This is a genomic window from Hymenobacter jeongseonensis (assembly GCF_015694725.1).
GTDB lineage: Bacteria > Bacteroidota > Bacteroidia > Cytophagales > Hymenobacteraceae > Hymenobacter > Hymenobacter jeongseonensis.
The window spans coordinates 69,051-94,070 of sequence record NZ_JADQDQ010000002.1; the positions used below are offsets into that span (position 1 = coordinate 69,051).

Here is a 25,020-nt window from a genome sequence, read left to right on the forward strand (position 1 = left end):
CGTTCCGCACCCCTTCTCACTTGCCTTCCCCCCCCACCCCGCGGCTGCTGTTCGCCGTCACCACCGACTTGTGCTTCGACCAGCGCATGCAGCGCATCTGCGGCAGCCTAGCGGCGGCCGGCTACCGGGTGCAGCTAGTGGGCTGGGAGCGGCCGGCCTCGCCCCCGCTCACGCCCCAGCCCTACGCCCAGCACCGCTTGCGGGGCTGGTTTCAGCGGGGCAAGCTGTTTTACCTCGAATACAACCTGCGGCTGTTTTTCTACCTGCTGGGCCAGCGGGCCGCGGCCTGGTGCGCCTGCGACCTCGACACGGCCTTACCCGTATGGCTGCGCGCCCGGCTCGGCGGCCAGCCCTTGGTGTATGATGCCCACGAGCTGTTCACGGAAGTACCCGAGGTGGCGGCCCGACCGGCCGTGCAGCGCATCTGGCGCTGGGTAGAAGGTTTTATAGTGCCCCGTGCCCGGCTGGCCTATACCGTGGGGCCGGCACTGGCGCGGGTGTTTGAGCAGCGCTACGGCCGGCCCTTTGCGGTGGTGCGCAACGTGAGCCGCCTGCGTGCCGAAGCACCGCAGCCCGTGGCCGGGCCACCCACCGGCTACATCCTGTACCAGGGCGCGCTCAACGTGGGTCGCGGGCTCGAAAACCTGCTGGCGGCTATGCCGCAAGTGGCGGGCCGGCTCGTTATTTGCGGCGAAGGCGACTGCTCGGCGGCTCTGCGCGCCCAGGCCGAACAGTTGGGGTTATTGGGTTCGGGTCAGGTTGAATTCCGTGGCTTTGTGCTGCCCGAGGCGCTGCGCGAAGTCACGCGCCACGCCGCGGTGGGCATTATGCTGCTCGAAAACATTGGCCTGAGCTACTACTATTCGCTGGCTAATAAGTTCTTCGATTACGTGCACGCCGGTATCCCGCAGGTGCTCATCGATTTCCCGGAATACCGCGCCCTCAACGACCAATTTGACGTGGCCGAACTGGTGGCCGACCTCCATCCCGACACCCTGGCCACGGCCCTCAACCGCCTGCTGCGCGACGAGCCCGCCCGCTACCAGCACCTGACCGCCAACTGCCGCCGCGCCGCGCCCCAGCTCAGCTGGCAGCACGAGGAACGAGAGTTGCTGCGGTTATGGAGCCACTTAGCCACTCCAACTAAAGAAGAGACCGAAATGAGAACCGATAAACGCTCTTACCGGTAAGTAATACGGGCATGTGGGAAACATTCCATCACGGCGCGATGCATGTCGTCCCACAAGGCCGACATGGGCAAGCCCTCGCGGAGTTTGCCATAGTAAAGCCACTGTGCGGGCCAGTGACCCACTGACTCCTGGCCGAGGGAATCGACGGGCACGAACTTGCCCATAAAGGTGATGGCACTGCCCCCAACCAAGGACCGTCCTAGTGCATCCGTTAGCGCGCGTTCGCCTGTGTAAAGCGGCGCGGTACCCGGTGTCAGCAGGTCGACCGTCACCTGCAGCTCCAGGCTCGCCCCCGGCGCCACGGGTTTGGGCTCGGTCGTGAAGGTAGCGGCTTGGCCGTTACCTTTGTGATATAACACCGGCAACTGGTAGCCGGCCCGGACCAGGCCCTGCAAGACCTTAGTGTAAGCAACCTCGACGCTATCGGCCACAAGAACCGTCAGGCATTTGGCCCCAGCGGACGGAGTGCCGCTCGGCGGTGCCAAGGTCAAGGGCCCGGAGAGGCGCTCGGTGCACGCGCCCAGCAGCCCCGCCGTCCACAGCAGGCATGCTTTCATGTTTATGGTCATATTCAGGGGGCAATGGGTGCCCGCTTCCGTTCCCACGAGCCAATTCAGGCATTTTGGGACCGGGAAAGGCGCCATTTGGGCTTAGTAAGCTTGGATGAATTCTTTGGGGTACATCCGGTAGTAGCGTTTGGGCACAGGCGCCCCTCGGTAGTCGACGCCGCGGGCTTCGAGGTAACGGACCAGCTCCATCTTCGTGCGGTGCTTTGGGGAATCCAATTCGTAAGGAAGTTCCTTTAAGAGGTCGGCGATGTAAAATGTATCGCCGTCGATGGTTTGGCCCATGGGCTGGCGAAAGGCAGCGTGTTGCTCGAGCAACAGGTAGCGGGCGATGTCAATTTTTTGGGCAACCAAAGCGGCTTTTAACGCCGAATGAAAGCCAGTGGGCGTGATGTAATTGAGAGTCGCACCCTGTGCCAGCAACACCTGCACGGTTTCTAGACGGGACCACGCGGCCTCGATTAGGGGCGTGGTAAGGCCTGGGGGGCCAGGCGGGCGGGTCGCCAAATTAGGGTCGGCGCCGTGAGCCAGCAGCAAGCGCACATACTTGCTCGTGTCGTAGTTGCGGGCCGCTTCCACGAGCGGCGTCTTACCCTGCCGGTTCTCAAACGCCGCGTTGGGGTCGGCTCCGCCCTTGAGCAGGGCCCGCACGGCAAGGTAACGATGGGTGAAGACGGCGTAATACAGCAGGGTTTGCCCGTAGACGGGCTCCTGGTAGCGAGACCCAGCGGGACGAGCCAGCAGCAGCAGGCGAATAAGCCAGCCTTGCTGGAACTGCACTGCCCGAGCCAGGGACCAAGCGGGGCTATCCGCGAAGAGCCGCACGTCTTTGCGTTTGATGACGTCGGGGCGCGGCCGCGCCATCGGCTCTGCGGCTTGCGCCTGTAGGCGGGCTGCCGGGAGCAGCAGAGCGCCAGCCAGCGCCAGGGACGCAAGCACCTGCCAAGGGGCGAGGTAACGGGGAGTTCGAAGGGTCGCCATCCTAGCAACTAGAGAGTGAAGGATTTAAGAAAATGCACGAGTCTCCAGAGTTAGTAGGCATCGATAAATTCTTTTGGGTACATGCGATAATAGCGTTCGGGCACGGGCGCCCCCCGGTAGTCAATGCCTCGTTCCTCAAGAAAACGCACTAATTCCATCTTCTGCGCATATTCTTTCGAATCGAGCGGATAGGCCAAATTCTTGAGCAGTTCGGCAATGCGTACGGTGTCTTTCTTTAACGTCAAGCTTTTCACCAAGCGAAAATCGGCTCTTTGCTCCACCAGCAGGTAGCGCACCACGGCAAAGTCCCGCCCGGATACCGCGGCTCCAAGAGCCGTCCGTAGGTCGTCGGGGGTAACGTAGTTCACCTGCGCCCCTTGCTCAACCAGCGCCTGCACGCTTTCTAGGCGCGTGCCCACGGCCTCTATAAGTGGAGTGGTTTGCCGTAGCTGGCCGGGTGGGCGCGAAGCCAAATTAGGGTCGGCGCCGTGGGCCAGCAGCAGGCGCACGTACTTGCTCGTGCCGTAAAAGGCGGCAGCTTCCATGAGTGGCGTCTTGCCCTCCTGCCCCACAAACGCGACATTTGGGTCGGCCCCACCCTTGAGGAGGGCCCGCACAGCTAGGTAACGGTGGGTATAAACAGCGAAATACAGCATACTCTGGCCGTGGTGAGGCTCTTGATAGCGGGCTAATTGAGCATTAGCCGCCAGCAGCAGCCGGATAAGCCAGCCTTGCTGAAATTGCACGGCCTTGGCTAGAGGCCAAGCGGGGCTGTATTCAAACGAACGGACACTATAGTCGCTCACGTGCGGCAAAACGGGTTGCGCACGCAGGCCGCCAACCAGTATCAGCCATAAGGGAAGCACCAAGCCCACAAAGCGAGGCAGCGAAAATTGAGAGGCCATAAAAAGTGAGGTTAAAGCAACACACGGCCAACCGACGGGTAACTGAGGAAACGAAAATAGCGCAACGCCCCAGCCCTGCAATTCAAATCGGTGATGATACCCGACTTTATCACCTTCATATATTGGAATCAAAAATCAATCTAAAACTATTAATAGTAAACCTTCTATCAATCATAAAGCACCTACATAAATAGACTTTTCATTTATCATGACTGAGCTTAATCGATATACTTTATTGTACGTGCCTGGCGTCTTGCCACAGTCCCAAAGCGCCTGAAAAACACAACATGAGTTCTCTGTTGCGCTCCAAATTTTCCGATTGAGTATGCATATCGCTACATATGACACCTTCGAGCCGCATACTCGTGTAGCAGCAGCTCCGTCCCGGCCGCAGTAGCTTTGCTTTGTTGCTTTAGCCCCTCCCCGCATGAAAAAAATATTACCGGCGCTGCTGCTTGGCGGCGCGTGCTTTGCCGCTGGCGCTTTCGTAGCCCGGCCCACCGCGCCCGATGAAATTACCGTGTCCATTGCCCGCGCCACCCAGCAGCTGTTCGGCCTCAATTTCACCGATGCCCAGCTCGACTCCACCCGCCGCAACCTGACGGGGTACCGCGAGAGCTACGAAACGCTGCGCAAAATCAGTCTGCCAAATAGCGTCGCACCGTCGGTGGTGTTCGACCCGCGCCCGTTGCGCTTGCGGCAAGCCATGGTGACCACGCCCAAGGACAACGCCGGCAAGCTGCCCGAAATGGGCAGGGTAAAGATGCCGGGATACCGCGACGAACTGGCCTTCTACACCGTGCGGCAACTGGGCGAACTGCTCCGGACCAAGCAGATTTCTTCGGAAGAACTGACCAAGTTCTTTTTGGCCCGCCTCCAGAAATACGACCCCAAGCTGCACTGCGTCATCACCCTCACCGAGGAACTGGCTTTGCAACAAGCCCGGCAAGCTGACCAGGAAATCAAAGCCGGCAAGTACCGCGGACCGCTGCACGGTATTCCGTTCGGCGTAAAGGATTTGTTCAGCGCCAAGGGCTACAAAACCACCTGGGGCTCGGTGCCCTACAAAGACCAGAACCTAGATGAAGACGCCGCCGTGGTGGAGCGCCTGCGCGCCGCCGGCGGGGTACTGCTGGCCAAGCTCACGCTGGGCGAGTTGGCCCAGGGCGACGTGTGGTTTGGCGAGAAAACCCGTACGCCGTGGGACGTTAGCAAGGGTTCCAGTGGGTCGTCGGCCGGGTCGGCCTCGGCGGTGGCGGCGGGGCTGCTCCCGTATGCCATTGGCACCGAAACGCTGGGCTCCATCATCAGCCCCAGCACGGCCTGTGGCGTCACGGGCCTGCGCCCCACCTACGGCCGCGTGAGCCGTGCCGGCGCCATGGCCCTGAGCTGGACCATGGACAAAGCCGGTCCCATTGCCCGCTCTGCCGAAGACTGCGCCATTGTGCTGGCAGCCCTCACCGCTGCTGGCCCCGATGCCCACGACCCCGCCACCCTGCAGGCCCCGAATGCCTTCCGCTACGCCTTCGGCACCGACTTGAAGAAGATGCGCGTGGGCTTCGTGAAAACGGCTTTTGACCAGAACTACCCCACCAAACTCAACGACCTGGCCACCCTGGAAGTCCTTCGCAAGCTTGGCGTTGAACTGGTGCCGATAGAGTTGCCGGCCATCGCACCCGGTGCTCTGCGCTTCGTGCTCACGGCCGAAGGCGCCGCTGCCTTCGACGACCTGACCCGCTCGGGCCGCGATGCCCAAATGGTGCTGCAAAACCGCTTTGCCTGGCCCAACACCTTTCGTTCCTCCCGCTTTATTCCGGCCGTGGAGTACCTCCAGGCCCAGCGCGTGCGCAGCTTGCTCATCGAGCAAATGGATGCCCAGCTCAAAGGACTCGACGCCTACATCGCCCCATCGTTCAGCGCCAACCTCACGCTCACCAACCTCACCGGCCAGCCCGCCATTGCCATTCCCAATGGTTTCACGGCGGCCGGCCTGCCCACCACCATCACCTTTATGGGCCAGCTTTACGAAGAAGGCAAACTCCTGGCCCTCGCCAAAGCCTACCAGGACGCAACGGAATTTGATGAAAAACACCCGGTGTTGTAAGCCGCGTGCATTTTCCCTTCGCAATGACCGAAATACCCTTGCTGCCGCCCGCCATTCTCAGCCAGCTGGCGCCCACTGAAGCCGACCCGCGGCCGGTGCTGCTCACCATTGCCGGCCCTACGGCGGTGGGCAAAACGGCACTGTGCGTGCAGCTGGCGCAGCAGTTTCACACCGAAATTGTATCGGCCGATTCGCGGCAGTTTTTCCGGGAATTAAGCATTGGTACGGCCAAGCCGACGGCAGTGGAAATGCAGGGTGTGCCGCACCATTTTATCGATAGCCACAGCATCGCGGAAGACTACAGCGCCGGGCGGTTCGCCACCGATTGCCACGCGGTGCTGGCCGGGCTCTTTCAAAAACACCCACTGGTTATTCTCACCGGTGGCTCCGGCCTGTACGTGCAAGCCGTGACCGATGGGCTAGACGAACTTCCTAGCGTGCCGCCCGAAGTCCGCGCCCAGCTGCACGCTGAACTGGCGGCCCACGGCCTCGCGCACCTCGTAGCCGAGCTGGCCGAAACCGACCCCGTGGCCCACGCCCGCATCGACCAGCAAAACCCGCAGCGCGTGGTGCGGGCCCTGGAAATTACGCGCGCGACCGGCCAGCCGTTTTCCAGCTTCCACACCCAAAGCCCACCCGAGGAAAACCCACTGTTTCGCAACGTAAAGGTGGCTCTCACCCGCGAGCGGGAGGAGTTGTACCAGCGCATCAACCTGCGGGTGGAGCACATGCTGGCGGCCGGCTTGCTGGCAGAAGTGCAGGGCCTCCTGCCCTACCGCCACCACCACGCCCTACAAACCGTGGGCTACCAGGAAATCTTCGGCTTTCTCGATGGTGCGTACGACTGGGACGAAGCCGTGCGGCTGCTCCAGCGCAACACCCGCCGCTACGCCAAGCGCCAGCTCACTTGGCTACGCCGCGACGCGGCCTACCAGTGGGTAAACCTGAGCGCAGAGACGCTAAAATAGAACGTCATGTTGAGCGCAGCCGAAACATCTCGCGTGTGGTAGTGACCCAATCGTTGAACGATTATGATTACTTCAGCACGCGAGATGCTTCGGCTGCGCTCAGCATGACGTTCTGCTTACCGCCCTGCCCTTATCGGCCCTGTTTATACTAAACGCTCAGGATTTCCACCATCCGCATGAAGCTCTGGTTGATGAGCTTCTTCTTGTTGATGGTATCGACGAAAGGCGTGTAAACCAGCTTTTTGTCGATAATTCCGGCCATCACGTTGCGCATGCCGTTCATGAGGCCTTCCACGGCGGCGATGCCGATTTGGGAGCCCAGCAGACGGTCGGCGGCAGTGGGGGCACCGCCGCGCTGAATGTGGCCGATGACGGTGACGCGGGTGTCGAGCTGCGGAATGGCTTCCTTCACCCGGGCCGCTACATTGGTGGCGTTGCCTTCTTCGTCGCCCTCGGCCACGATGACGATGAACGAGGTTTTGGAGCGTTTCCAGCCCGATTGGAGCGTGTCGATTACCACGTCCACGCTCATTTGCGTTTCGGGAATCATCACAATTTCGGCCCCGCCCCCGATGGCGCACGGGATGGCGATGTAGCCCGAGTCGCGGCCCATCACTTCCACAAAAAAGCACCGGTCGTGCGAGTCGGCGGTGTCGCGGATTTTGTCGATGCAGTCCAGGGCCGTGTTCACGGCGGTGTCGTAGCCAATGGTGTAGTCGGTGCCGTAGAGGTCGTTGTCGATGGTGCCGGGGGCGCCCACGGTCGGGATGCCGAATTCTTCCTCAAAAATCATGGCGCCGGTGAAGGTGCCGTTGCCGCCGATGGCCACGAGGCCTTCGATGCCGTTGTTCACCAACTGGTCGAATGCCTGCTGACGGCCCTCTTTGGTGGTAAACTTCTGGCTGCGTGCCGATTTCAAAATTGTGCCGCCCTTCTGTACCGTGTTCGAAACCGAGGCCGAATCCAACCGTACAAACTCGCCCTTAATCATGCCACTGTAGCCGCGCATAATGCCGTATACCTCAATGCCGTGGTAAGTAGCCGTGCGCACCACGGCGCGGATAGCGGCATTCATGCCCGGCGAATCTCCTCCGCTCGTAAATACTCCAATTCTCTTCATCTGACCTTTCTAGAAACAAGTGGGCGCATGAATAGCGCCCAAACCCCGCAAAGTTGGTGAAAGGAAACCAAACGCCCACCTCCTGCAACCATAAAAGCCGTAAGAAGGTGGTTATCTTTTTTTTGTGTTTCGCGTAGTTGCCAAGTAGCAACTGGTTGATTTTCGACTATCTTACCTCTCCAATCGGCCTAAAGGCCACTAACTCATTTCTCACCACCTAATTCCCACGTTATATGTTCGGTTTTTTTGAAAATGAGCAGGCTAAAAAAATTAAAGGGCATTTGCTCAATCTTGCGGCCCTCGCGAAAGCCGATGGCCACATTGACGCGCGGGAAATGAACTTCATTCTGGCCGTCGGCAAGAAGAATGGCATCAACTCGTCCGAAGTCCAGGCACTGGTTTCCGGAGCCAAAGGCGCCAGCACCGAACTACCCAGCAACGATTCCGAACGTTTTGACCAGATTTTTGACCTTGTCGACATGATGCTGGCCGATGGCGTGGTCGACGAAACCGAAATGGACTTCTGCATCATGATGGCCGAGAAGTTGGGCTTCCGCAAAGCCATTGTGGGCGTGCTGGTTCGCAAAATTTCGCAAGGCGTGAAGGATGGCGTGCCGCGCGAGAGAATTAAGGAGGAAAGTACTTCTTTTTTGAACTATAACGAGTTACCTCGTCCGGACATCGCCGTGTAGTAACGTCAACCGTAAGCACGCACATGGGCCCGTAGCGGCAACCTGCACCGGTTGCCGCTACGGGCCCGCCTGTTTTTAGACGCTTACTGTGGCGTGGTATCCACTCCGGTCACGTGGTCGATGGCGCGAAGCAGCGCCGCGCAGGACTCGTCAATTTCCTCCTCGGTGATGATGAGTGGCGGGGCCAAGCGCAGGGAATTGTCGCAGAACAAAAACCAATCGGTCAGAATGCCTTCGTGGGCCAGCGCGTGGTCGATGATGGGCTTGAGCACGGCAAAGGAGTCGAACTCAACCGCCATGAGCAGGCCGCAGCCGCGCACCGCCCGGATGGCCGGGTGCCGCAGCTGCGCCCGAAACCGCGCTGCTTTTTCGGCCACGCCCGCCACCAGGTTTTCCTGCTGCACCACTTGCAACGTGGCCAACGCCGCCGCACAACTTACCGGGTGCCCGCCAAAAGTGGTGCAGTGGCCCAGAATGGGGTTGGTTTTGAAGCCGCTCATGATTTCGGTGCTGGAAATGAACGCCCCGATGGGCATTCCGCCGCCCATGCCCTTGGCACACACCAGAATATCGGGCTCGATGCCGAACTGTTCAAAGGCCCACATGCTGCCGGTGCGCCCATAGCCGCACTGAATTTCGTCGAGCACCAGCAGCGCCCCTACTTCGGTGCAGCGGGCGCGCAGGGCCGGCAGGTAGCCGGGGTTGGGCACCCGCACGCCGGCCTCGCCCTGCACGGTTTCGATAACTACGGCCGCGGTACGCTCCGTGATGAGGGCGAGGTCGGCCAGTTCGTTGTGACGGATGTGGCGGACATCGGGCAGCAACGGGCGGAAGCTGTTTTTGAAGTCCTCGGAACCCGTAATGGACAGCGCGCCGTGGGTAGAACCGTGGTAGGCGTTGAAGCAGGATATGAGTTCGGTGCGGCCGGTGTGGCGCTTGGCCAGCTTCAGGGCGCCTTCGATGGCCTCGGCGCCGGAGTTGGTGAAGAACACCGAATCGAGTTGAGCCGGCAGGGTGCGGTGCATGGCCTCGGCCAGTTGGGCGGGCACGGCTTGCACCAGCTCGCCGTACACCATCAGGTGCAGGTATTTGTCGAGCTGGGCCTGGATACCGGCCAGCACATGCGGGTGGCGGTGGCCCACGTTGCTCACGCCAATGCCCGAAATGAGGTCGAGGTAGCGGCGGCCGTCGGGGGCGTACATGTACACGCCTTCGGCCCGCTCAATCTCCAGCAACAGCGGAAAATCGGAGGTTTGGGCCTGGTGGCGCAGAAACAATTGGCGGGGAGTCAGAATCACGGCGATGGTTAGAACGGACTGCAGGGAAAGGATAAACTATTCACCGCTTCTTTCGATTATCCCACAAAAATAACGAGGCCGCTGCGGGGGCAGCGGCCTCGATGCACGAAGGAATAAGCAAAAGCGACCGGTGCGGGGGCTTAGTCATCGTTGCCGATGGCCGAAGCCGGGCCGCCCGACACGCGCTTGATGACTTCGCGGGTGAAATCCCGCTCCGCGATAAACAGCTGTGCCACTTGCCGGAGCGAAATGACTTTCTGAAACCGCTCGAAGTACTCTTTCTCCAGATTCAGCTCCTGCTGGCGCAGGTTGAAGGCCTGGTTGAGGTTGTCGCGGATTTGTTGGTCGCTCATTCCCTCCGGCACGTCGCGTCGCAACAGCCGGCTGCTGCGGTTGAGCTCGCGACGGCGGGCAGAAAACTCGTTGTAAACCGGCCAGAATTTTTGGGCTTGGTCCTGGGTCAGGGCCACTCGGTTGGTGATGAAGGCAATTTTTGCGTTTTCGAGTTGCCCCAAGCGCTGGCCGCCGCGCCGCCCGCCCTGTTGGGCCGAGGCCTCGGGCGCCAGCGCCATCAGCAACGCCAGGAGGCTAAATAGTCGAAAGACAGATGGAAAAGAAAACATGATAGTCAACTGGTTATAAATAAGTAAGGTCTTCGGAGGGCTGGGCATCCAGCACTTCCGTCAGTTCGGCGTCGGTGGCTTCCATGAAGCCTTGGGTGATGCTGGGGTGCGCAGCCGTGAGCACGGCCAAGTCGGCGCTTTCGACCTGGGCCCCGCTCGTGAGCAGGTAGCCTACCAGCTCGGCGTGCGAGACGGCATTGAGGGAAGCCGTGGGGGCTGCAAAGTGGCGGACCGCTGGCGGGCCACTGAGGTAAAAGGAGACGACGAAGCCCCCCAACACAGCCACCGAAGCCAAGCTGGTGCGCAAGGCAGGCGATAGCTGCGACAACCAGCGCCAAACCGCCGTTGCTTCAGAAGCATCGGGGTGGGGCAGCCGGGCCATCACCCGCAGGGGGAGCTGGTCGAAATAGCCAGCAGGCGGCTCGCTCAGCAAGGGCCGGGGCCGCCGAGGGTGCGCATCTAGCTTGAAAGGAGGTTTCATGGCAGTTGGATAGAAAATCAAGGGCGGCGTTTAATCTTGCCCATAAAGTATTCGAAAGGGGCGTTAATCAGCGGTGTGGCGGGTGACGTATTCTTCCACTTTTTTCACGGCGTGGTGGTAGCTGGCTTTCAACGCGCCCACGCTGGTGCCCGTTACTTCGGCCATTTGCTCGTAGGGCATCTCGTCGTAATAGCGCAGGTTGAACACGAGGCGCTGCTTGTCGGGCAGCCGCAGAATGGCTTGTTGCAGCTTCAATTCAATTTCATCGCCGGCCAGGGCGGGGTCGGCTTCGATTTTGGCGGCCAGCTCGGCGCCTACGTCGGTGAGCGGCAGCAGGAACTTGCGCCGCTTGCTGCTCAGGAAATTCAGGCACTCGTTGGTGGCAATGCGGTAAATCCAGGTGAAGAGCTGCGCGTCCTGCCGGAAGTTCTCGAGGTGCTTCCAGACTTTAATGAAGACGTCCTGGGTGAGGTCGTCGGCGTCGTCGTGGTCGATAACCATCTTGCGCACGTGCCAGTACACCTTGCTCTGGTACTTGCGCACGAGCTGGTTGAACGCCAGGTTGCGCGAAGCCGGGTCTTGGAACTTGAGCAGGATTTCGTGGTCTTCCAAACGGCCAGCGGGTGAGGCAAAGTACAGCTTAGAGCCCACGAGGCAAGTGGGGTTTAATGAGCACAAATAAAGTCGGGCAAATCGATACGCTGCACGCTGGCGGGAGCCTGAACCTGTGTTACTTTACCAATTGCTATGCCCAAAAAGAATTATTATCTCGACAGTGCCCGTACTCAACCCATCACGGCCAAGTGGGGCATTTTCTACCAGAATTTTGCTGTGAGCTACGCGGGAGTGGCCTTGGCTGCCACCGACCCATAGGCTGCCATCGCCAAGGGCCGCTTCTACCTCTTGCCCGACGGCCGCACCTTTTCCGCTCAGCTCCGGGAAGACCGGTGGCCGCAGGAGCTGGAGCTGCTACTCGACGGCCAGCCACTACCCGGCAGCGGTACCCACCCGCAGGAGCGGCTCAAGCAGGCGTGGTACGCGCTGCTGTTCTTGGGTATCCTGAATATCGGCATGGGCTTATGGACTGAATTTGGGCAACTCACCCAGCTGCAGCAAATGGGCATGGGCTGGGGCTCGGTCGTGGAAGGCGCGCTATTTGTGGCGCTGGGGTGGCTGGGCTATTGGCGGCGGTCGGCAGTGGCACTTGCTTGCTCTCTTGTGCTCATCATCTTGAGTGGGATACTCCTCTTCGCGGCTGTTTTGATGAGTAACCAAGCCCCGAGCCTAGGTGGCATTATTATGCGGGCTTTCATTTGCGTGGTGGTGTTTCGAGCTATGAAAGCGGCCCGACAGCTGCGCGCCGAAGAATCCGCAGCGATGATGGAGTAAGTAGCTGAGCACTAGCGAGCCGAAGCGAAAGCAGCCAGTTGATGATGCAACATCAGACTGGCTGTTTCCGACTTTATATTGACGTATTTTTAGCTAGAAAATTCGCTCGCTGTCATGCGTACCATGCCTTCCGCATTAATCTTCAGAGTCTGCCTGTCGGTTTTGCTGGCTTCCTGCGGGCAAGCCTCCTCCACCACGTCGGAGGCCCAGCGGCCTAGCGCGCAAAGCCCAAATGACGCCTGTGATAACCCAGATGCCGACGTCAGCTGCTGCTTCGTGAATGCGCCGAAAACGCTGAATAAGGTGATGGCAATAACTGGCAGCCGCCCCGAGTCTGGTGAAAAACTGGTGCTAACGGGCACGATTTTCAAAGCCGATGGCAAAACGCCTTACCCCAACGTGCTGCTCTACGCTTACCACACCGACAGCAAGGGGTATTATTCCAAAACCGGAACAGAAACCGGCATTCAAAAATGGCACGGCCGCCTGCACGGCTGGTGCCAAACCGACCAACAGGGCCGCTACGAAATCCGGACCATTCGCCCGGCTCGTTACCCCAACAACACCATACCGGCCCACATTCATGCGGCGCTTAAAGAACCCGGTGGCAAGCAGCCGTATTACATTTCCGACTTCGTGTTCAAAGACGACGCCTTGGTGAATGATAACTACTTGAAAACCGTGGCAACCAGCGCTGGCGGAACCGGAATGGTGGCAGTAGCCAAGTCGGCCACGGGCACCTGGACGGGGCAACGCAACTTTGCGGTGCCCCGCTAAGGGCCGAATCAGGACCGCACTTTTTGGCAATTCCAGCACATGAAACAGGTCCCTCTGCACCGGCTATTTATGGTGTTACTCGTCCTGCTTGCTTCCGCTTCCTGCCGGGAGCAAAGCAGGGTCCCGTCGCAAGCCGAAATCACCGCAATAAGCCTGAAAAGAGGCCAGCTGATTACCTGCGGGTCGAGCGACAAGAAGTTCGGCACCGTCCAGTTTGATGTTTCGTGCAGTCCCGAAGCGCAAACAGATTTTAACCTGGCCCTGAGCTTGTTGCATTCCTTCGAATACGATGAAGCGGAGAAGGTTTTTGCCGGAATCATCGACGAGAACCCGGCCTGCGCCATGGCCTACTGGGGCGTGGCCATGGCCAATTTCCATCCGCTCTGGACGCCTCCTTCCGAGCCGGAATTGAAAAAGGGCGTGCAAGCCCTTCGCATTGCCCAATCAATCAAAAACAAGTCGCCGCGAGAAGCCGATTACGTGGCGGCCATTGCTGCTTTTTATACCGATTGGGAGCAAGCAGACCATTACACCCGCTGCGGCCGGTTTGAAAAGGCGATGGAAGCCCTGCACACCACCTATCCCGCCGATAAGGAGGCCACCATTTTCTACGCCCTGGCCCTGAATGCCGCCGCCAAGCCAACCGACAAACAATTCAGCAAGCAGAAAATGGCCGGTCAATTACTGGCCGCACTCTACCCCAACGAGCCCAACCACCCCGGCATCATCCACTACACCATTCATACCTACGACTACCCGGAACTGGCAGCCTTGGCGTTGCCCGCCGCCCGGAAATACGCGGCCGTGGCGCCCGGCTCGGCTCATGCGTTGCACATGCCCTCCCACATTTTCACCCGGCTGGGCCTATGGGAAGAAGACATTAAGTCGAACCTGGCTTCTGTCGCTTCGGCCCAATGCTACGCCCAGGAAGCTGGCCTGAAAGGGCACTGGGACGAGGAACTGCACGGCATGGACTACCTCATGTACGCGTACCTGCAACGCGGCGACAACGACCGCGCCAGCGCGCAATTGGCCTATTTGCAAGGCATTAAGAAAGTAGAACCGCAAAATTTCAAAGTGGCGTACGCTTTTGCGTCTATTCCCGCCCGCTACGTGCTGGAAAACAAAGACTGGCAAGCCGCCGCGCAATTGAAAAGCCGGCCAAATTTTCCGTGGAAGGAATTTCCGTGGCAGCAAGCCATCATTCATTTCACGCGGCTGCTGGGGGCGGTGCACCTCGGCAACACCGCAGCTGCAACAGCCGAAATGCAAGCGCTGCAAGCAAACCACGACGACCTGCTGCGCCAAAAAGACACCTACAAAGCCAGTCAGGTAGCAGTGCAGCTACGCGCGTCGGAAGCGTGGATTAAGCTGCAGGCGGGCCACCCACAGGAGGCGTTGGTACTCATGACCCAGGCCGCCGACATGGAAGACAGCACCGAAAAACACCCCGTCACCCCTGCCGAAGTGCTGCCCGCGCGAGAATTGCTGGGCGACATGCTCCTGCAGTTGAAAAAACCCCAGCAAGCCTTGGAAGCCTACGAGGCCAATCTTAAAAGACATCCCAACCGGTTTAATGGGCTGTATGGCGCGGCTCGCGCCGCCGAACTAGCCGCCGATGGCACCAAGGCCGCATATTATTACCAGCAATTGCTGCGAGTTGCTGGCGCAGCCAAATCCGTGAGGGCCGAAATAAATGCTGCTCAGAATTTTATATTGGCACACCGGTCTCCCCAAAGCTGAGGGGCAATGCGAGAACCAACCTTCATGTTAACATTATTTTATTATATTTTTTCACTATATTAGCACATGCCAGCCAATGTTATTTGGCTTGCCACATGTGCTTTTAAGCGGCCTGCCAACGCCTGTTGTTTCGGTACATGATGTAGCCATTATCTATTCAAGCAACGCGACATGGAACAGCAATTGGAGTTGATTCGAGAACAGCAGAAGGAAACCTGGAACAAGTTCTCCGGCGGATGGCACAAGTGGAACGACCTTACCATGGACTGGCTCAAGCCCATGGGAGATGAGATTATCCGGCTGCTAAATCTTAAAGCGGACGACGTGGTGCTGGATGTGGCGGCCGGTACGGGGGAACCCGGCCTGACCATTGCCACGCAAGTCAGAGCGGGAAAAGTAATCATCACCGACCTGGCCGAGAACATGCTGGCCATTGCCCGGCAAAATGCGGAGGAACAGGGTATTAAAAATATTGAAACCATTGCCTGCGACGTATGCGAGCTGCCATTTGCCGACAATACGTTCGACAAGGTGAGCTGCCGTTTCGGCTTCATGTTTTTCCCGGACATGCAGCTGGCCGCCCAGGAGATAGTGCGCGTGCTGAAGCCCGGCGGCAAGATTGCGACGGCCGTGTGGGCCGGTCCCGAAAAGAACTTCTGGATTACGGCCATTATGAGCACCGTGGGCCAACACCTGCAACTACCTCCCCCACCGCCGGGGGCGCCGGGCATGTTCCGTTGCGCTCAGCCCGGTTTTATGGCCGGTGTGTTCCAGCAAGCGGGCCTGAAAAACATCACCGAAACCGAAATCAGCGGCAAGCTCAACGTCTCCAATATCAACGGCTACTGGATTTTCATGAACGAAGTAGCCGCTCCCGTGGTGGCGGCCCTTAGCAAAATCGATGACGTGTTGAAAGAAAAAATCAAGGGCGAAGTGTACGAATTGGTCAACAAAAAATATCCGCACGGCGAAATCGCCATCGACTCGACCGCGCTAATTATTCAGGGTGAGAAATAGCTTTATAACCATTCGTTTTCACGTCATTAGGCCCACCCATGTTCGTCCTATATGAAGCCCAAAAGTTGACCGATTGTAAAATTTATTTGGGCTAGTGGAGGGGCAGGCAACTATCTGTTGCCTTGTCAGGCAAAATCCCAAGCCACGTCTTTAAACTTAAAGCATCTCGTTTTCTTCAAACGCCTTAATATCTGGCCGGGGAATTATCTGTACATCATCGGGGATGGTAATATCAAAGAGACTTTGCCATGCTCCGGAAACCCTTTGCGGAGAGAACTCAAAGTCACGACTAAAGTGCCGCCAGTTTCGGAGCAAAAAGGATTTTATTTCCGGATTGTAACTGACACCAGAAGCCTTTTCGTCCGACTTTCTCATTGGTCTAACTTTCCATAACTCGACTATACATAACGCTTTCCCCGCGTTTTTACCAACTGAGTTTGTTTTTCCACAGCAAATAATAATATCACCCCGGTAATTAAACGACCTATACCTTGTCTCTATCGTTTTCTCTCCATTCTTTATCCAATCTGCATAAGGCGCGCCCTTATAATCATTTAAAATCAACGCCTTGAACGTCTTATTAGTAGAAGCCATATAGTAAGTGTTAACAAACTTAAAGTTGAGCTAAATCACCTGAATCTCACCACGGTATTAAGCATCATTCGTTGCTTGAAACGCAAAAGTCCCCGCAGCTACTAAAGTTGCGGGGACTTTTGTCATAAATGCAGCTGCAAAAGCTACTTCCGGCGCTTCATCACGGCTTCCACCGCGGCCACAATGGCGGCTTCGTTGAGTTTGTATTTCTCCATCAGCTGGTCGGGCGTGGCGCTTTCGCCGAAGCTGTCGTTCACGGCAACCATTTCCAGCGGCAGGGGCTCTTCGCGGGCCAGCAGTTGGGCAATGCTGTCGCCGAGGCCGCCGTTCATTTGGTGCTCTTCGGCCGTCACTACGCAACGCGTTTTGCGGGCCGAAGCCAGGATGGCTTGCGCATCCAGCGGCTTGATGGTGTGAATGTTGATGATTTCGGCGTTGATGCCTTTCTCAGCCAAAAGCTTGCCGGCCAGCACGGCCTTCCACACCAAATGGCCGGTGGCGAAAATGCTCACGTCGGTGCCTTCGTTCAGCATCACGGCTTCCCCGATGACGAAGTTTTGGTCGGCGGGCGTGAAGTTGGGCACCACGGGGCGGCCGAAGCGCAGGTACACCGGGCCGTGGTGCTCGGCAATGGCGATGGTGGCGGCTTTGGTCTGGTTGTAGTCGCAGGGGTTGATGACGGTCATGCCGGGCAGCATTTTCATCATGCCCAGGTCTTCCAGAATCTGGTGGGTGGCACCGTCTTCGCCCAGCGTGAGGCCGGCGTGCGAGGCGCAGATTTTTACGTTTTTATCCGAATACGCAATGCTCTGGCGAATCTGGTCATACACGCGGCCGGTGCTGAAGTTGGCGAAGGTGCCCGTGAAGGGAATCTTGCCGCCAATGGTCATGCCGGCGGCCACGCCCATCATGTTGGCCTCGGCAATGCCCACCTGGAAAAAGCGCTCGGGGAAGTCCTTTTTGAAGGCGTCCATCTTGAGCGAGCCGGTGAGGTCGGCGCAGAGCGCCACCACGTTGGGGTTGGTTTTGCCCAACTCATGCAGGCCGGCGCCGAAGCCGCTGCGGGTGTCTTTGGATTCGGTGTAGGGGAAGTCTTTCATGGGGTATGTAAGGGAGGTTATGGCGGTCAAAACTCCCCTCCTTACCAAGGAGGGGATGTTGTCGCGCAAGCGACAACGGGGGTGGTTGTGGGCGTAGAACGGATGGTGTCAGTGCCCAATAAAACTGCTTTCAATCGAATGAACCACACTATCCAGCGCGGACCAAATCAATTTGTTTTCAAATCTGATTACCCGAATGCCAACTGCGTTGAGGTACTCGGTGCGGGCGGCGTCGTGCAAATTACCTGATACCGTGAAGTGGCCCGCGCCGTCTAATTCAACCGCAAGCTTCTCCTGCGGGCAGTAGAAATCCAGGATAAATTCGCCGACGCTGTGCTGACGACGGAATTTGCGGCCTCCTACCTGGCCGCTTTTGAGTCGATTCCACAATGCCGCTTCGGCAGAAGTCAAATTATTGCGGAGGGTACGGCGGGCTTCCTTTTTATGCGGGAGGTTGTTTAAAATGGCCATAATCACAAATAAGAAGCTCTCGCATCGTTCAACGATTCAACCACCCCAGTTCAGCATTGCGGCTGAACGTCCCCTCCTCATCTGAGGAGGGGAGTTTGTTGTTCTTATTTCATTTTCCAAAAATGGCTACCGAAGTCGTCTGCCCGCTTCGAATGGAGAAATTGCGCACATCGGTAAACTTACTGCCCTTGCTGGTGCCCGTACGGAACACCAGACGGTAGGCACCGGGCTGCATGGGCAGGTTCAGTTTGCTACTGCCGCCGTCGGGCAAATTGTAAATCCACGTTTGCGATTCGTCGTCATTTAGCCTGTAAATACTGCCGTAGCCCTTCAAATCGGTGGTGATGTTGAGGGTGCCGGGGGCGGCGTAGGTCACGGCCAGCTCCTGCCCCTGCTTCACCGTGACCCGCCGCGTAATGCGTGGCAGCGTGAGCAGTTCTACTTCGTAGTTGCCGGCCAGCAGCTTTTGCTTCGTACCGCAAGGAAAACTGCCCACGGTGTTGCGTTGCGGGTCGCGCACCACGGCCTGTACGGTGCCGTAGGGGTTGGGCGTGAGCTGCGGGTTTTGCAGCCAGAGCGTGCCTTGAGGCGTTTTGAACGTGAGCACATTGGCTTTACCGGGCTTGATGGCCAAGTTAGCCTGGCGCACGGGCGGCACAGTGTTAATCACCAAATCGTAGCTCTGCAGGGCGTCAATATCGAGCACGTCGGGCTTGCCTTGGGCGTCGCGGTAATGCACATAGTTGTACTCGGGCTGCTCGGTCACATTGTTCACAAACGTCATGTTCACGTTGCTTTCCACGGAGCGGCCGTCGGCATCCGTTAGGTTTACGCTGACCGTGGTTTTGCTCAGCGTTTGGGCGATGACATCGTCCATCACCGTGCGGAAGGTTTTCACCTCGGCGGCGTTGTAGTACTGGCCCAGGCATTCGAGCTGCCGGCCAAAATCCTTCTCGGCCCCGATGCCGATGATGAAGGGCTTGAGAAAAATGTGCTTCCGCTGCAAAGCCAGGGACGATTTACAGGGGTCGGCGCCGCACGATTCCAGGCCGTCGGTTATCAGCAGCAGCACATTGCGCGAGGACTTATCGGTGGGAAAATCGTTGGCCGATTGTTCCAGCGAATAGGTAATGGGCGTGTTGCCTTGTGCTTTGAGCGTAGTGAGCTTGTCCTTGATGGCCTTGGCGTTGCGCGGCGCAAACGGCACCTCCAAGCGCGAGTCCTGGCAGTTTTTTTCGCTGTTGGGAAACTGGTGCCCGTACACGCGCAGGCCCAGCTCAAGGTTGGGATAGGCATTGAGCGAATCAACCATTTTGCTGAGCATACGCTTGGCTACGGTCCACCGGGGCTGCCCTTCCCACGGGGCCATCATCGAGCCGGAGGCATCCAGCAGGAAAAGAATGCGGGTGACCTTGGGCTTCTCGGACGGGGCGTTCTGGGCGTGGGCCCGGAACGTGAGTACCAGAAAGAGGAGCAGCATTGCCTGACGAAACCTCACTCCCTGGCTTCCCCTCTCTTTCGGAGAGGGGGCCGGGCGGTAAGGTTGACGTGGAGAGCAGCACCGCATCGTCAAATGCGCCTAGTAGTCCGCCACGGTACCCACCGTCAGCTGCTCCAGAGCGGTGGCCAGTTGGGCATCGTTCGGAGCTACGCCGTGCCATTTGTGGCCTTCCATCATGAAGTCGACGCCGAAGCCCATGCGGGTGTCCATGATGAACATAACGGGCTTGCCCTGGCCGGTGGCAGCCTGGGCAGCTTCGAGGGCGGGCAGCAGCGTGGCGTAGTCGTTGCCATCGGCCTGCAGCACGTGCCAGCCAAAAGCTTCAAACTTGGAGCGCAGGTCGCCGAGACCGCCGATTTCGGCCGTAGAGCCGTCAATCTGCTGGCCGTTGTGGTCGATAACGCCGATGAGGTTGTCGATTTTGTGGTGGGCGGCGTACATAATGGCCTCCCAGTTCTGGCCTTCTTCCAGCTCGCCGTCGCCCATGAGCACGAACACGCGGCGGTCATCGCCGTTCAGTTTTTTGGCTTGGGCCGCGCCGCAAGCCACGCTCAGGCCTTGGCCGAGCGAGCCCGATGCCACACGGATGCCGGGCAGGCCTTCGTGGGTGGTGGGGTGGCCCTGCAGCCGCGAGTTGAGCTTGCGGAACGTGGCCAGTTCGCTCACCGGGAAGTAGCCCGAGCGGGCCAGTACCGAATACAACGTGGCCGAAATGTGGCCGTTCGACAGGAAAAACAAGTCCTCCCCTACGCCGTCCATGCTGAACTGCTCGGGGTTATGCTTCATCACTTTGAAGTAGAGCGCCACCAGCAAATCGGTGCAGCCAAGCGAGCCGCCGGGGTGGCCGGAGTTCACGGCGTGCACCATGCGCACGATGTCGCGCCGCACCTGGGCGGCAATTTCTTTGAGGTCAGCAGTGGCTATTTCGGCAGTCTGGGGCATGTCGGTTGGGGTTTGTTTCGGTTGGGTAAAGGTAATCGGCTAGGCCGGAGTACCGAAATTAAGGCTACACAATCGGTTGTGTAAAATGAGTAACAACTGAAAGTGAGCCCCATAGCTTATGGGGCTCACTTTTAGCCAAGGCGGGCCCGCGGGCTGGCAGCAGGGCATCTTGATGGGCCGCATGCAGCCCATTTGGTAGTGCTTACAGCAATTGCGCAGCGTGCGCTTTGGTATCCACTTTCTTTATAATCTTGTCGATTACGCCGTTTTCGTCAATCAAAAACGTGGTGCGCACAATGCCCATATAGGTCTTGCCGTAATTCTTCTTTTCCTGCCACACGCCGTAGTCCTGCACTATCTTCTTGTCGGTGTCGACGAGCAGCGGGAACGGTAGGTCGTATTTGAGAACGAATTTCTTGTGGGCCGCTTCGCCGTCGACGCTCACCCCAATGACTTTGATGTTTTTGGCGGTCAGCTCCTCTTGGTGGTCGCGCAGGTTGCAGGCCTGCGCGGTGCAGCCGGGCGTATCGTCCTTGGGGTAGAAGTACAGCGCCACGCGTTGGCCCCGCAGGTCCGCGAGACGGATGAGGTTTCCGTCCTGGTCGTTGGCAGTAAAGTCGGGGGCGGGCTGGCCGGGCTCAAGAGTCATTTTAAGCGAGTAAGTAGAGTTTAAGCGGAAAGAATGCGGACGCAATAACGACAAACTCCCCGCCTTTGCAAGCCGGGGAGTTTGTGGTACGGTGGGCTGCTCACAAAGTCAAACTCACTACCCGCTCATTTCCAGCCTGGTCGGTCAGGCGCAACTCGGCGGGGCCGCGAAGCCGGGGGCCCAGCGTGTCGGTGGCCACGGTGAAGAGCGTGGAGTTCTTGTGCTCGAAACGCAACAGCCGGAATTGCCCGCCGATGAGCAGCCGGTAGCTGGCCAGACCCGAAAGGTCGTCGCCCACCCGAAACAATAACTGCCCGCCGGGTCGTCCCGCCAGGCTCCCCTTGGGTGCGGTGGAATCGGTGTGAATGCGATACGAGCCAAACTGCCGAATGGCAGCCGTGATGTTGCCTTTGTCGTCCCACTTACCGCCCAAGTAGGCCTTGCCGCCCTTGGGCGTGGCCGAGTAGATGGCGGTGCGCTGCGGGTCGGCGGGCGGGGTGGCGGGGCGCAGGGTTAGCTGCGCGGTTTTGTAGAACGGAATGAGCGGGCTGCCCACCGTCCAGAACCCGCTGCCGGTAGCTTCGGGCAGGAAAGCAGTGCCCAGGTACAGGTTGTCGAAAAGCGTTTCGGGGCCAAATACCAAGCTCAGGTGCGAGGTGGCGTAGGTGGTTTCCTTGCCCGCAGGCACTAGCACTTGGCGGTCGAATTTCTTGGTGATGCCGCCAAACCGCAGCGAGTCGGGCAGGCCGGCGCGCAGGTCGTAGAGGTACACGTTTTCGCTGTTCTGGGTGTAGCTGGGCCGTATTTCCATGCGGCGGTTGCCGCGCAGCAGCACGAGGTTGCCGGCCACGGAATCGGTGCCGAGGTCGGTAGCCACGGCCTTGAGCAGGTTGCGGGTCACTTCAAAGCGAAGCGCGGGTTTTCTGGCCGCGGCCGAACGGGATTTGAAATAGGCCGGCTGCTCGCCGCGCAGCACCAAGCGCACGGGCGTTTGGTTGTTGTAGGAATCGGCCAAGGTGATGTCAACGGTGTACACCTTGCCGGCTTCCACGGTCAGGCGGCCTTTGGTGGTGCCGGTGCTGTACATGGCCAGGTCGTTGCCTTCGTCCACCCACAGCTTTTGCAGGGTGCGGCCCTGGGTGTGCTGGTACACAAAGTCCAGGAAATTGCTAATCTGCCGGGTGCCCGTTGGGAACGGCACCGCGTCGATGATGTGCTGGTAAAACGGCTCGCCATTCACTTTTACGGTCACCCGCTGGATGCCGTTCTTGTTCCAGGCGTTGTCAAATCGGTCGAAGCCCTGCACCAGCAGCCCCACCGTGCCGAAGCAGCTCACCGTATCGGGCCAAGTGGTAGCCGTGCCGGGCGCAGGCTGCACTTTGGGCACCAGCACCGCTTTGGCAAACACATTTTTCACCCGCGCCTCAATGCCAAGGGGCTCCAGCGCCAACGCCTGCAACGTAGGTGCCACGTGGTCCTGAATTTCGGGGAAGCCGCCCCATTGCAGCGGGTTGTACTGCCGGTCCTGGGCGTCGCGCACTTCCCAGTGCAGGTGCGGGCCCGCCGAGCCGCCGGTGTTGCCCGACAGGGCCACCAATTCGCCGCGCTTCACCGGAAACCGGTCTTTCTCGAAAAAGGCTTCCAGCTCGTAGCTCTGCTTGTCGTACTGGCGGCGCAGCAGTTCGGCCGCCACGGGGCCGCGGAAGTCGTTGAGGTGGCCGTACACGGTGGTCAGGCCGTTGGGATGCGTGATGTAGAGCACGTTGCCGTAGCCAAACGACGACTGCTTGAGGCGCGAGATGTAGCCGTCGGCCGAGGCATACACGGGCTGGTTCACGCCGCCGCCGGTCTTGATGTCGAGCCCGCCGTGGAAGTGGTTGGGGCGCAGCTCGCCCATGCTGCCGGCCAGCAGGCCGGGCTTGCCCGGGGCAATGGGAAACAGAAAATATCCCGCCGGCACCACCGGCTTTCCGGCCGACAGCACCTCGCTAATCGAGCGGCCGGTTGGAACCGAATCCGCATTCTGCCCCCCCACCACGCCGGGCCACGCCACTACCGATGTGGCCGCTACGCCCAGCACCACGCCCAGCTTCTTTATATCGCTCACTTTCAACTTTACCATTCTCACAAAATCAATCTGTTATTTCTTGGCTCGCGCTTGGTCCGTTGTGCTCTACCAAGCGCATCACTTTGTTGGTGCTGAACGAATGTTCTGCCTCACTGAATGAAGGCCCGCCCAGCACGCCAGCGTTGTCTATTTAGCGAACATTCAATTCAATAATTTTCTCCTTCTCCAAATAACCGGCCAGCTGGTCGCCAATTTTCACGGGGCCTACGCCGGCGGGGGTGCCGGTGAATATCAAATCCCCCATTTTCAGGGAAATATATTTCGACACGAAACTGATGATTTTCGCGAACGGATGCAGCATTAAGCTGGAATTGCCGGTCTGGCGGGTTTCGCCGTTCACTTCCAGGTGGAAATTGATATTGCCTAAATCAGCAATTTCAGCCACGGGTTTAAAGGTTGTGGAAATGGGGGCCGAGCCGTCGAAGGATTTGGCTAATTCCCAGGGCAGTCCCTTTTTTTTCAATTCGCTTTGCAGGTCGCGGGCGGTGAAATCAATGCCCAGGCCCACGGCGTCGAAATAGGTGTGGGCAAATTGCTCGTCGATGTGGCGGCCGTTCTTGCACACGCGCAGCACCAGTTCCAGCTCGTGGTGAATGTCCTGCGAAAACTCGGGGATGAAAAAGGGCTGGCCGCGTTGCAGCAGCGCCGTTTCGGGCTTGAGGAAAATGACGGGCGCGGCGGGCACTTCGTTGTGCAGCTCGGCAATGTGGTCGGCGTAGTTGCGGCCGATGCAGATAATTTTCATAGAGGCGCTCGAGGCAGAGGAGAAGGAAGTCAAAACTACGGCCCGGCCCGGGCTTCGGACAACCCACCAACTGGTTTTTCCGCCTTCCCAAGGGCCGCCCGCAAACATTTACCCGCCCTATCGCCGTATAGGCGACTATTGCGGCGCTTGCGTTGCCAGCCCCGAAGGGCGCGGCTCGTAAAACGTGGGAACCGCAGCCGCGGTTACTGACCGCATTCTTCCCCCTCTTTTTCCAGTACCATGCTCAAAAAACTCACCCTTTTGGCCAGCCTGTCCTTCTTGGCAGCCTGCTCCACCGTTCCCATCACGGGCCGCCGCCAACTCAGCTTGGTGAGCGACGCCGAAATCAACACCCTGGCCGCCACGCAGTACCGCGAGGTTATTGCCAAAGGCCCGCTTTCCACCAACTCCCAGCAGGTGACCATGGTGCGCAACGTGGGCCGCCGCATTCAGGCGGCTGTCGAAACGTATTTCCGTCAGCAAAACGCGTCCGACCAGCTGGCTGGCTACCAGTGGGAATTCAACGTCATTCAGGACGACCAGCAGCAAAACGCCTGGTGCATGCCCGGCGGCAAAGTGGCCGTGTACACCGGCATCCTGCCCATCACGCAGGACGAAACCGGCCTGGCCGTGGTTATGGCGCACGAAGTGGCGCACGCAGTGGCCAAGCACGGCTCCGAGCGCATGAGCCAAGGCTTGGTGCAGCAGCTGGGCGGCCAGGCTTTGTCGGCGGCCCTTTCCACCAATGCCCCCGCCACGCAGGAATTGGCGTTGCAGGCGTTTGGCGTAGGCTCGCAGTTGGGCTTGCTGAAATACGGCCGTAACCAGGAAAGCGAAGCCGACCACTTGGGATTGATATTCATGGCATTGGCCGGCTACAATCCCGACGGCGCTATTTCGTTCTGGCAGCGCATGGAAGCCAAAGGCGGCGCCGCGCCACCCGAATTCCTGTCAACTCACCCCTCCAGCGGCACGCGCATCGCCGATATTCAACGTGAATTGCCCGAGGCCCGTAAGTATTACAAACCCCGCTAAC

26 protein-coding genes are annotated in these 25,020 nt (G+C 58.9%); 10 read left to right on the top strand and 16 right to left on the bottom strand.

From position 1 onward, the window contains the following. The first annotated feature begins 20 nt into the window (after window positions 1-20). On the top strand, window positions 21-1,190 hold the full coding sequence (locus tag I2I05_RS03930; protein WP_196280933.1) for a glycosyltransferase: 1,170 nt from the start codon (window positions 21-23) through the stop codon (window positions 1,188-1,190). Here I2I05_RS03930 and I2I05_RS03935 read toward each other — a convergent pair. The 3 genes from I2I05_RS03935 to I2I05_RS03945 form a co-directional block, all read right to left on the bottom strand. Further along, window positions 1,181-1,759, bottom strand: coding sequence for a hypothetical protein (locus tag I2I05_RS03935; RefSeq protein ID WP_196280934.1), 579 nt, complete (start codon window positions 1,757-1,759; stop codon window positions 1,181-1,183). The genes I2I05_RS03930 and I2I05_RS03935 overlap by 10 nt on opposite strands. Before the next feature lie 81 nt (window positions 1,760-1,840). After that, entirely contained in the window at window positions 1,841-2,737 is an 897-nt protein-coding gene (locus I2I05_RS03940) for an ankyrin repeat domain-containing protein (RefSeq protein WP_196280935.1), read from the bottom strand. A 50-nt stretch (window positions 2,738-2,787) separates the two neighbouring features. Further along, window positions 2,788-3,642 (bottom strand): ankyrin repeat domain-containing protein, encoded by an 855-nt coding sequence (locus I2I05_RS03945; RefSeq protein WP_196280936.1) that lies wholly within the window; start codon window positions 3,640-3,642, stop codon window positions 2,788-2,790. A gap of 427 nt (window positions 3,643-4,069) precedes the next feature. Here I2I05_RS03945 and I2I05_RS03950 point away from each other — a divergent pair, with 427 nt between their 5' ends. Beyond that, on the top strand, window positions 4,070-5,746 hold the full coding sequence (locus I2I05_RS03950) for an amidase (RefSeq protein WP_196280937.1): 1,677 nt from the start codon (window positions 4,070-4,072) through the stop codon (window positions 5,744-5,746). Between the two features lie 23 nt (window positions 5,747-5,769). Continuing rightward, window positions 5,770-6,714 (top strand): tRNA (adenosine(37)-N6)-dimethylallyltransferase MiaA, encoded by a 945-nt coding sequence (gene miaA, locus I2I05_RS03955; RefSeq protein ID WP_196280938.1) that lies wholly within the window; start codon window positions 5,770-5,772, stop codon window positions 6,712-6,714. 148 nt (window positions 6,715-6,862) lie between these two features. Here the strand turns inward: miaA and pfkA are convergent, their stop codons facing one another. After that, the gene (pfkA, locus tag I2I05_RS03960) at window positions 6,863-7,834 is read right to left on the bottom strand and encodes a 6-phosphofructokinase (protein ID WP_196280939.1); all 972 of its coding nucleotides are present in this window, start codon (window positions 7,832-7,834) and stop codon (window positions 6,863-6,865) included. Window positions 7,835-8,067: 233 nt separating this feature from the next. Here pfkA and I2I05_RS03965 point away from each other — a divergent pair, with 233 nt between their 5' ends. After that, window positions 8,068-8,526 (top strand): tellurite resistance TerB family protein, encoded by a 459-nt coding sequence (locus I2I05_RS03965; protein ID WP_196280940.1) that lies wholly within the window; start codon window positions 8,068-8,070, stop codon window positions 8,524-8,526. 83 nt (window positions 8,527-8,609) lie between these two features. Here the strand turns inward: I2I05_RS03965 and I2I05_RS03970 are convergent, their stop codons facing one another. The 4 genes from I2I05_RS03970 to I2I05_RS03985 form a co-directional block, all read right to left on the bottom strand. Then, on the bottom strand, window positions 8,610-9,818 hold the full coding sequence (locus I2I05_RS03970) for an aspartate aminotransferase family protein (protein ID WP_196281485.1): 1,209 nt from the start codon (window positions 9,816-9,818) through the stop codon (window positions 8,610-8,612). Between the two features lie 146 nt (window positions 9,819-9,964). Continuing rightward, complete coding sequence (locus I2I05_RS03975) at window positions 9,965-10,447, bottom strand: hypothetical protein (RefSeq protein ID WP_196280941.1); 483 nt, start codon at window positions 10,445-10,447, stop codon at window positions 9,965-9,967. Between the two features lie 13 nt (window positions 10,448-10,460). Beyond that, window positions 10,461-10,928 (bottom strand): hypothetical protein, encoded by a 468-nt coding sequence (locus tag I2I05_RS03980; protein WP_196280942.1) that lies wholly within the window; start codon window positions 10,926-10,928, stop codon window positions 10,461-10,463. A gap of 63 nt (window positions 10,929-10,991) precedes the next feature. Then, window positions 10,992-11,540 (bottom strand): RNA polymerase sigma factor, encoded by a 549-nt coding sequence (locus tag I2I05_RS03985; protein ID WP_196281486.1) that lies wholly within the window; start codon window positions 11,538-11,540, stop codon window positions 10,992-10,994. 135 nt (window positions 11,541-11,675) lie between these two features. On the opposite strand from I2I05_RS03985, the gene I2I05_RS22100 reads away from it, so the two are divergent. The 5 genes from I2I05_RS22100 (at window position 11,676) to I2I05_RS04005 (ending at window position 15,854) form a co-directional block, all read left to right on the top strand. After that, window positions 11,676-11,801 carry a hypothetical protein gene (locus I2I05_RS22100; protein ID WP_262895136.1) on the top strand — a complete coding sequence of 42 codons (126 nt, stop codon included), beginning with the start codon at window positions 11,676-11,678 and terminating at the stop codon, window positions 11,799-11,801. Window positions 11,802-11,831: 30 nt separating this feature from the next. Beyond that, entirely contained in the window at window positions 11,832-12,317 is a 486-nt protein-coding gene (locus tag I2I05_RS03990; RefSeq protein WP_196280943.1) for a hypothetical protein, read from the top strand. A gap of 123 nt (window positions 12,318-12,440) precedes the next feature. After that, on the top strand, window positions 12,441-13,094 hold the full coding sequence (locus tag I2I05_RS03995) for a dioxygenase family protein (RefSeq protein ID WP_196280944.1): 654 nt from the start codon (window positions 12,441-12,443) through the stop codon (window positions 13,092-13,094). 39 nt (window positions 13,095-13,133) lie between these two features. Next, window positions 13,134-14,837, top strand: a complete 1,704-nt coding sequence (locus I2I05_RS04000; protein WP_196280945.1) for a tetratricopeptide repeat protein — start codon at window positions 13,134-13,136, stop codon at window positions 14,835-14,837. 171 nt (window positions 14,838-15,008) lie between these two features. After that, a complete protein-coding gene (locus I2I05_RS04005) occupies window positions 15,009-15,854 on the top strand; it encodes a class I SAM-dependent methyltransferase (RefSeq protein ID WP_196280946.1) in 846 nt (281 codons plus the stop codon). 156 nt (window positions 15,855-16,010) lie between these two features. On the opposite strand, the gene I2I05_RS04010 is transcribed toward I2I05_RS04005, so the two are convergent. The 8 genes from I2I05_RS04010 to I2I05_RS04045 form a co-directional block, all read right to left on the bottom strand. Then, entirely contained in the window at window positions 16,011-16,448 is a 438-nt protein-coding gene (locus I2I05_RS04010) for an ASCH domain-containing protein (RefSeq protein ID WP_196280947.1), read from the bottom strand. A 143-nt stretch (window positions 16,449-16,591) separates the two neighbouring features. Next, window positions 16,592-17,548, bottom strand: coding sequence for a transketolase family protein (locus I2I05_RS04015; RefSeq protein WP_196280948.1), 957 nt, complete (start codon window positions 17,546-17,548; stop codon window positions 16,592-16,594). 108 nt (window positions 17,549-17,656) lie between these two features. Further along, a complete protein-coding gene (locus I2I05_RS04020) occupies window positions 17,657-18,019 on the bottom strand; it encodes an endonuclease domain-containing protein (RefSeq protein ID WP_196280949.1) in 363 nt (120 codons plus the stop codon). 109 nt (window positions 18,020-18,128) lie between these two features. Beyond that, window positions 18,129-19,499: a vWA domain-containing protein gene (locus tag I2I05_RS04025; RefSeq protein WP_196280950.1), complete on the bottom strand. Its 1,371-nt coding sequence runs from the start codon at window positions 19,497-19,499 to the stop codon at window positions 18,129-18,131. A gap of 99 nt (window positions 19,500-19,598) precedes the next feature. After that, window positions 19,599-20,462: a transketolase gene (locus I2I05_RS04030; RefSeq protein WP_196280951.1), complete on the bottom strand. Its 864-nt coding sequence runs from the start codon at window positions 20,460-20,462 to the stop codon at window positions 19,599-19,601. Between the two features lie 202 nt (window positions 20,463-20,664). Then, complete coding sequence (gene bcp / locus I2I05_RS04035) at window positions 20,665-21,111, bottom strand: thioredoxin-dependent thiol peroxidase (protein ID WP_196280952.1); 447 nt, start codon at window positions 21,109-21,111, stop codon at window positions 20,665-20,667. Between the two features lie 100 nt (window positions 21,112-21,211). After that, the gene (locus tag I2I05_RS04040; protein WP_196280953.1) at window positions 21,212-23,233 is read right to left on the bottom strand and encodes a M23 family metallopeptidase; all 2,022 of its coding nucleotides are present in this window, start codon (window positions 23,231-23,233) and stop codon (window positions 21,212-21,214) included. Window positions 23,234-23,369: 136 nt separating this feature from the next. Next, window positions 23,370-23,984, bottom strand: coding sequence for a fumarylacetoacetate hydrolase family protein (locus I2I05_RS04045; protein ID WP_196280954.1), 615 nt, complete (start codon window positions 23,982-23,984; stop codon window positions 23,370-23,372). A 240-nt stretch (window positions 23,985-24,224) separates the two neighbouring features. Here I2I05_RS04045 and I2I05_RS04050 point away from each other — a divergent pair, with 240 nt between their 5' ends. Next, on the top strand, window positions 24,225-25,019 hold the full coding sequence (locus I2I05_RS04050; RefSeq protein WP_196280955.1) for a M48 family metallopeptidase: 795 nt from the start codon (window positions 24,225-24,227) through the stop codon (window positions 25,017-25,019). Window position 25,020 lies beyond the last annotated feature (1 nt).

Excerpts from the sequence above, each read along its gene's own strand:
- I2I05_RS03995 (WP_196280944.1), top strand. The coding sequence starts at position 12,441 with ATGCCTTCCGCATTAATCTTCAGAGTCTGCCTGTCGGTTTTGCTGGCT.
- I2I05_RS03940 (WP_196280935.1), bottom strand. The coding sequence starts at position 2,737 with ATGGCGACCCTTCGAACTCCCCGTTACCTCGCCCCTTGGCAGGTGCTT.
- bcp (WP_196280952.1), bottom strand. The coding sequence starts at position 21,111 with ATGACTCTTGAGCCCGGCCAGCCCGCCCCCGACTTTACTGCCAACGAC.
- I2I05_RS04005 (WP_196280946.1), top strand. The coding sequence starts at position 15,009 with ATGGAACAGCAATTGGAGTTGATTCGAGAACAGCAGAAGGAAACCTGG.
- I2I05_RS04015 (WP_196280948.1), bottom strand. The coding sequence starts at position 17,548 with ATGAAAGACTTCCCCTACACCGAATCCAAAGACACCCGCAGCGGCTTC.
- I2I05_RS04030 (WP_196280951.1), bottom strand. The coding sequence starts at position 20,462 with ATGCCCCAGACTGCCGAAATAGCCACTGCTGACCTCAAAGAAATTGCC.
- I2I05_RS03980 (WP_196280942.1), bottom strand. The coding sequence starts at position 10,928 with ATGAAACCTCCTTTCAAGCTAGATGCGCACCCTCGGCGGCCCCGGCCC.
- I2I05_RS03945 (WP_196280936.1), bottom strand. The coding sequence starts at position 3,642 with ATGGCCTCTCAATTTTCGCTGCCTCGCTTTGTGGGCTTGGTGCTTCCC.
- I2I05_RS04045 (WP_196280954.1), bottom strand. The coding sequence starts at position 23,984 with ATGAAAATTATCTGCATCGGCCGCAACTACGCCGACCACATTGCCGAG.
- I2I05_RS04040 (WP_196280953.1), bottom strand. The coding sequence starts at position 23,233 with ATGGTAAAGTTGAAAGTGAGCGATATAAAGAAGCTGGGCGTGGTGCTG.
- I2I05_RS04025 (WP_196280950.1), bottom strand. The coding sequence starts at position 19,499 with ATGCTGCTCCTCTTTCTGGTACTCACGTTCCGGGCCCACGCCCAGAAC.
- miaA (WP_196280938.1), top strand. The coding sequence starts at position 5,770 with ATGACCGAAATACCCTTGCTGCCGCCCGCCATTCTCAGCCAGCTGGCG.
- I2I05_RS04050 (WP_196280955.1), top strand. The coding sequence starts at position 24,225 with ATGCTCAAAAAACTCACCCTTTTGGCCAGCCTGTCCTTCTTGGCAGCC.
- I2I05_RS03950 (WP_196280937.1), top strand. The coding sequence starts at position 4,070 with ATGAAAAAAATATTACCGGCGCTGCTGCTTGGCGGCGCGTGCTTTGCC.
- I2I05_RS03965 (WP_196280940.1), top strand. The coding sequence starts at position 8,068 with ATGTTCGGTTTTTTTGAAAATGAGCAGGCTAAAAAAATTAAAGGGCAT.
- I2I05_RS22100 (WP_262895136.1), top strand. The coding sequence starts at position 11,676 with ATGCCCAAAAAGAATTATTATCTCGACAGTGCCCGTACTCAACCCATC.
- I2I05_RS04020 (WP_196280949.1), bottom strand. The coding sequence starts at position 18,019 with ATGGCCATTTTAAACAACCTCCCGCATAAAAAGGAAGCCCGCCGTACC.
- I2I05_RS03935 (WP_196280934.1), bottom strand. The coding sequence starts at position 1,759 with ATGACCATAAACATGAAAGCATGCCTGCTGTGGACGGCGGGGCTGCTG.
- I2I05_RS03975 (WP_196280941.1), bottom strand. The coding sequence starts at position 10,447 with ATGTTTTCTTTTCCATCTGTCTTTCGACTATTTAGCCTCCTGGCGTTG.
- I2I05_RS04010 (WP_196280947.1), bottom strand. The coding sequence starts at position 16,448 with ATGGCTTCTACTAATAAGACGTTCAAGGCGTTGATTTTAAATGATTAT.
- pfkA (WP_196280939.1), bottom strand. The coding sequence starts at position 7,834 with ATGAAGAGAATTGGAGTATTTACGAGCGGAGGAGATTCGCCGGGCATG.
- I2I05_RS04000 (WP_196280945.1), top strand. The coding sequence starts at position 13,134 with ATGAAACAGGTCCCTCTGCACCGGCTATTTATGGTGTTACTCGTCCTG.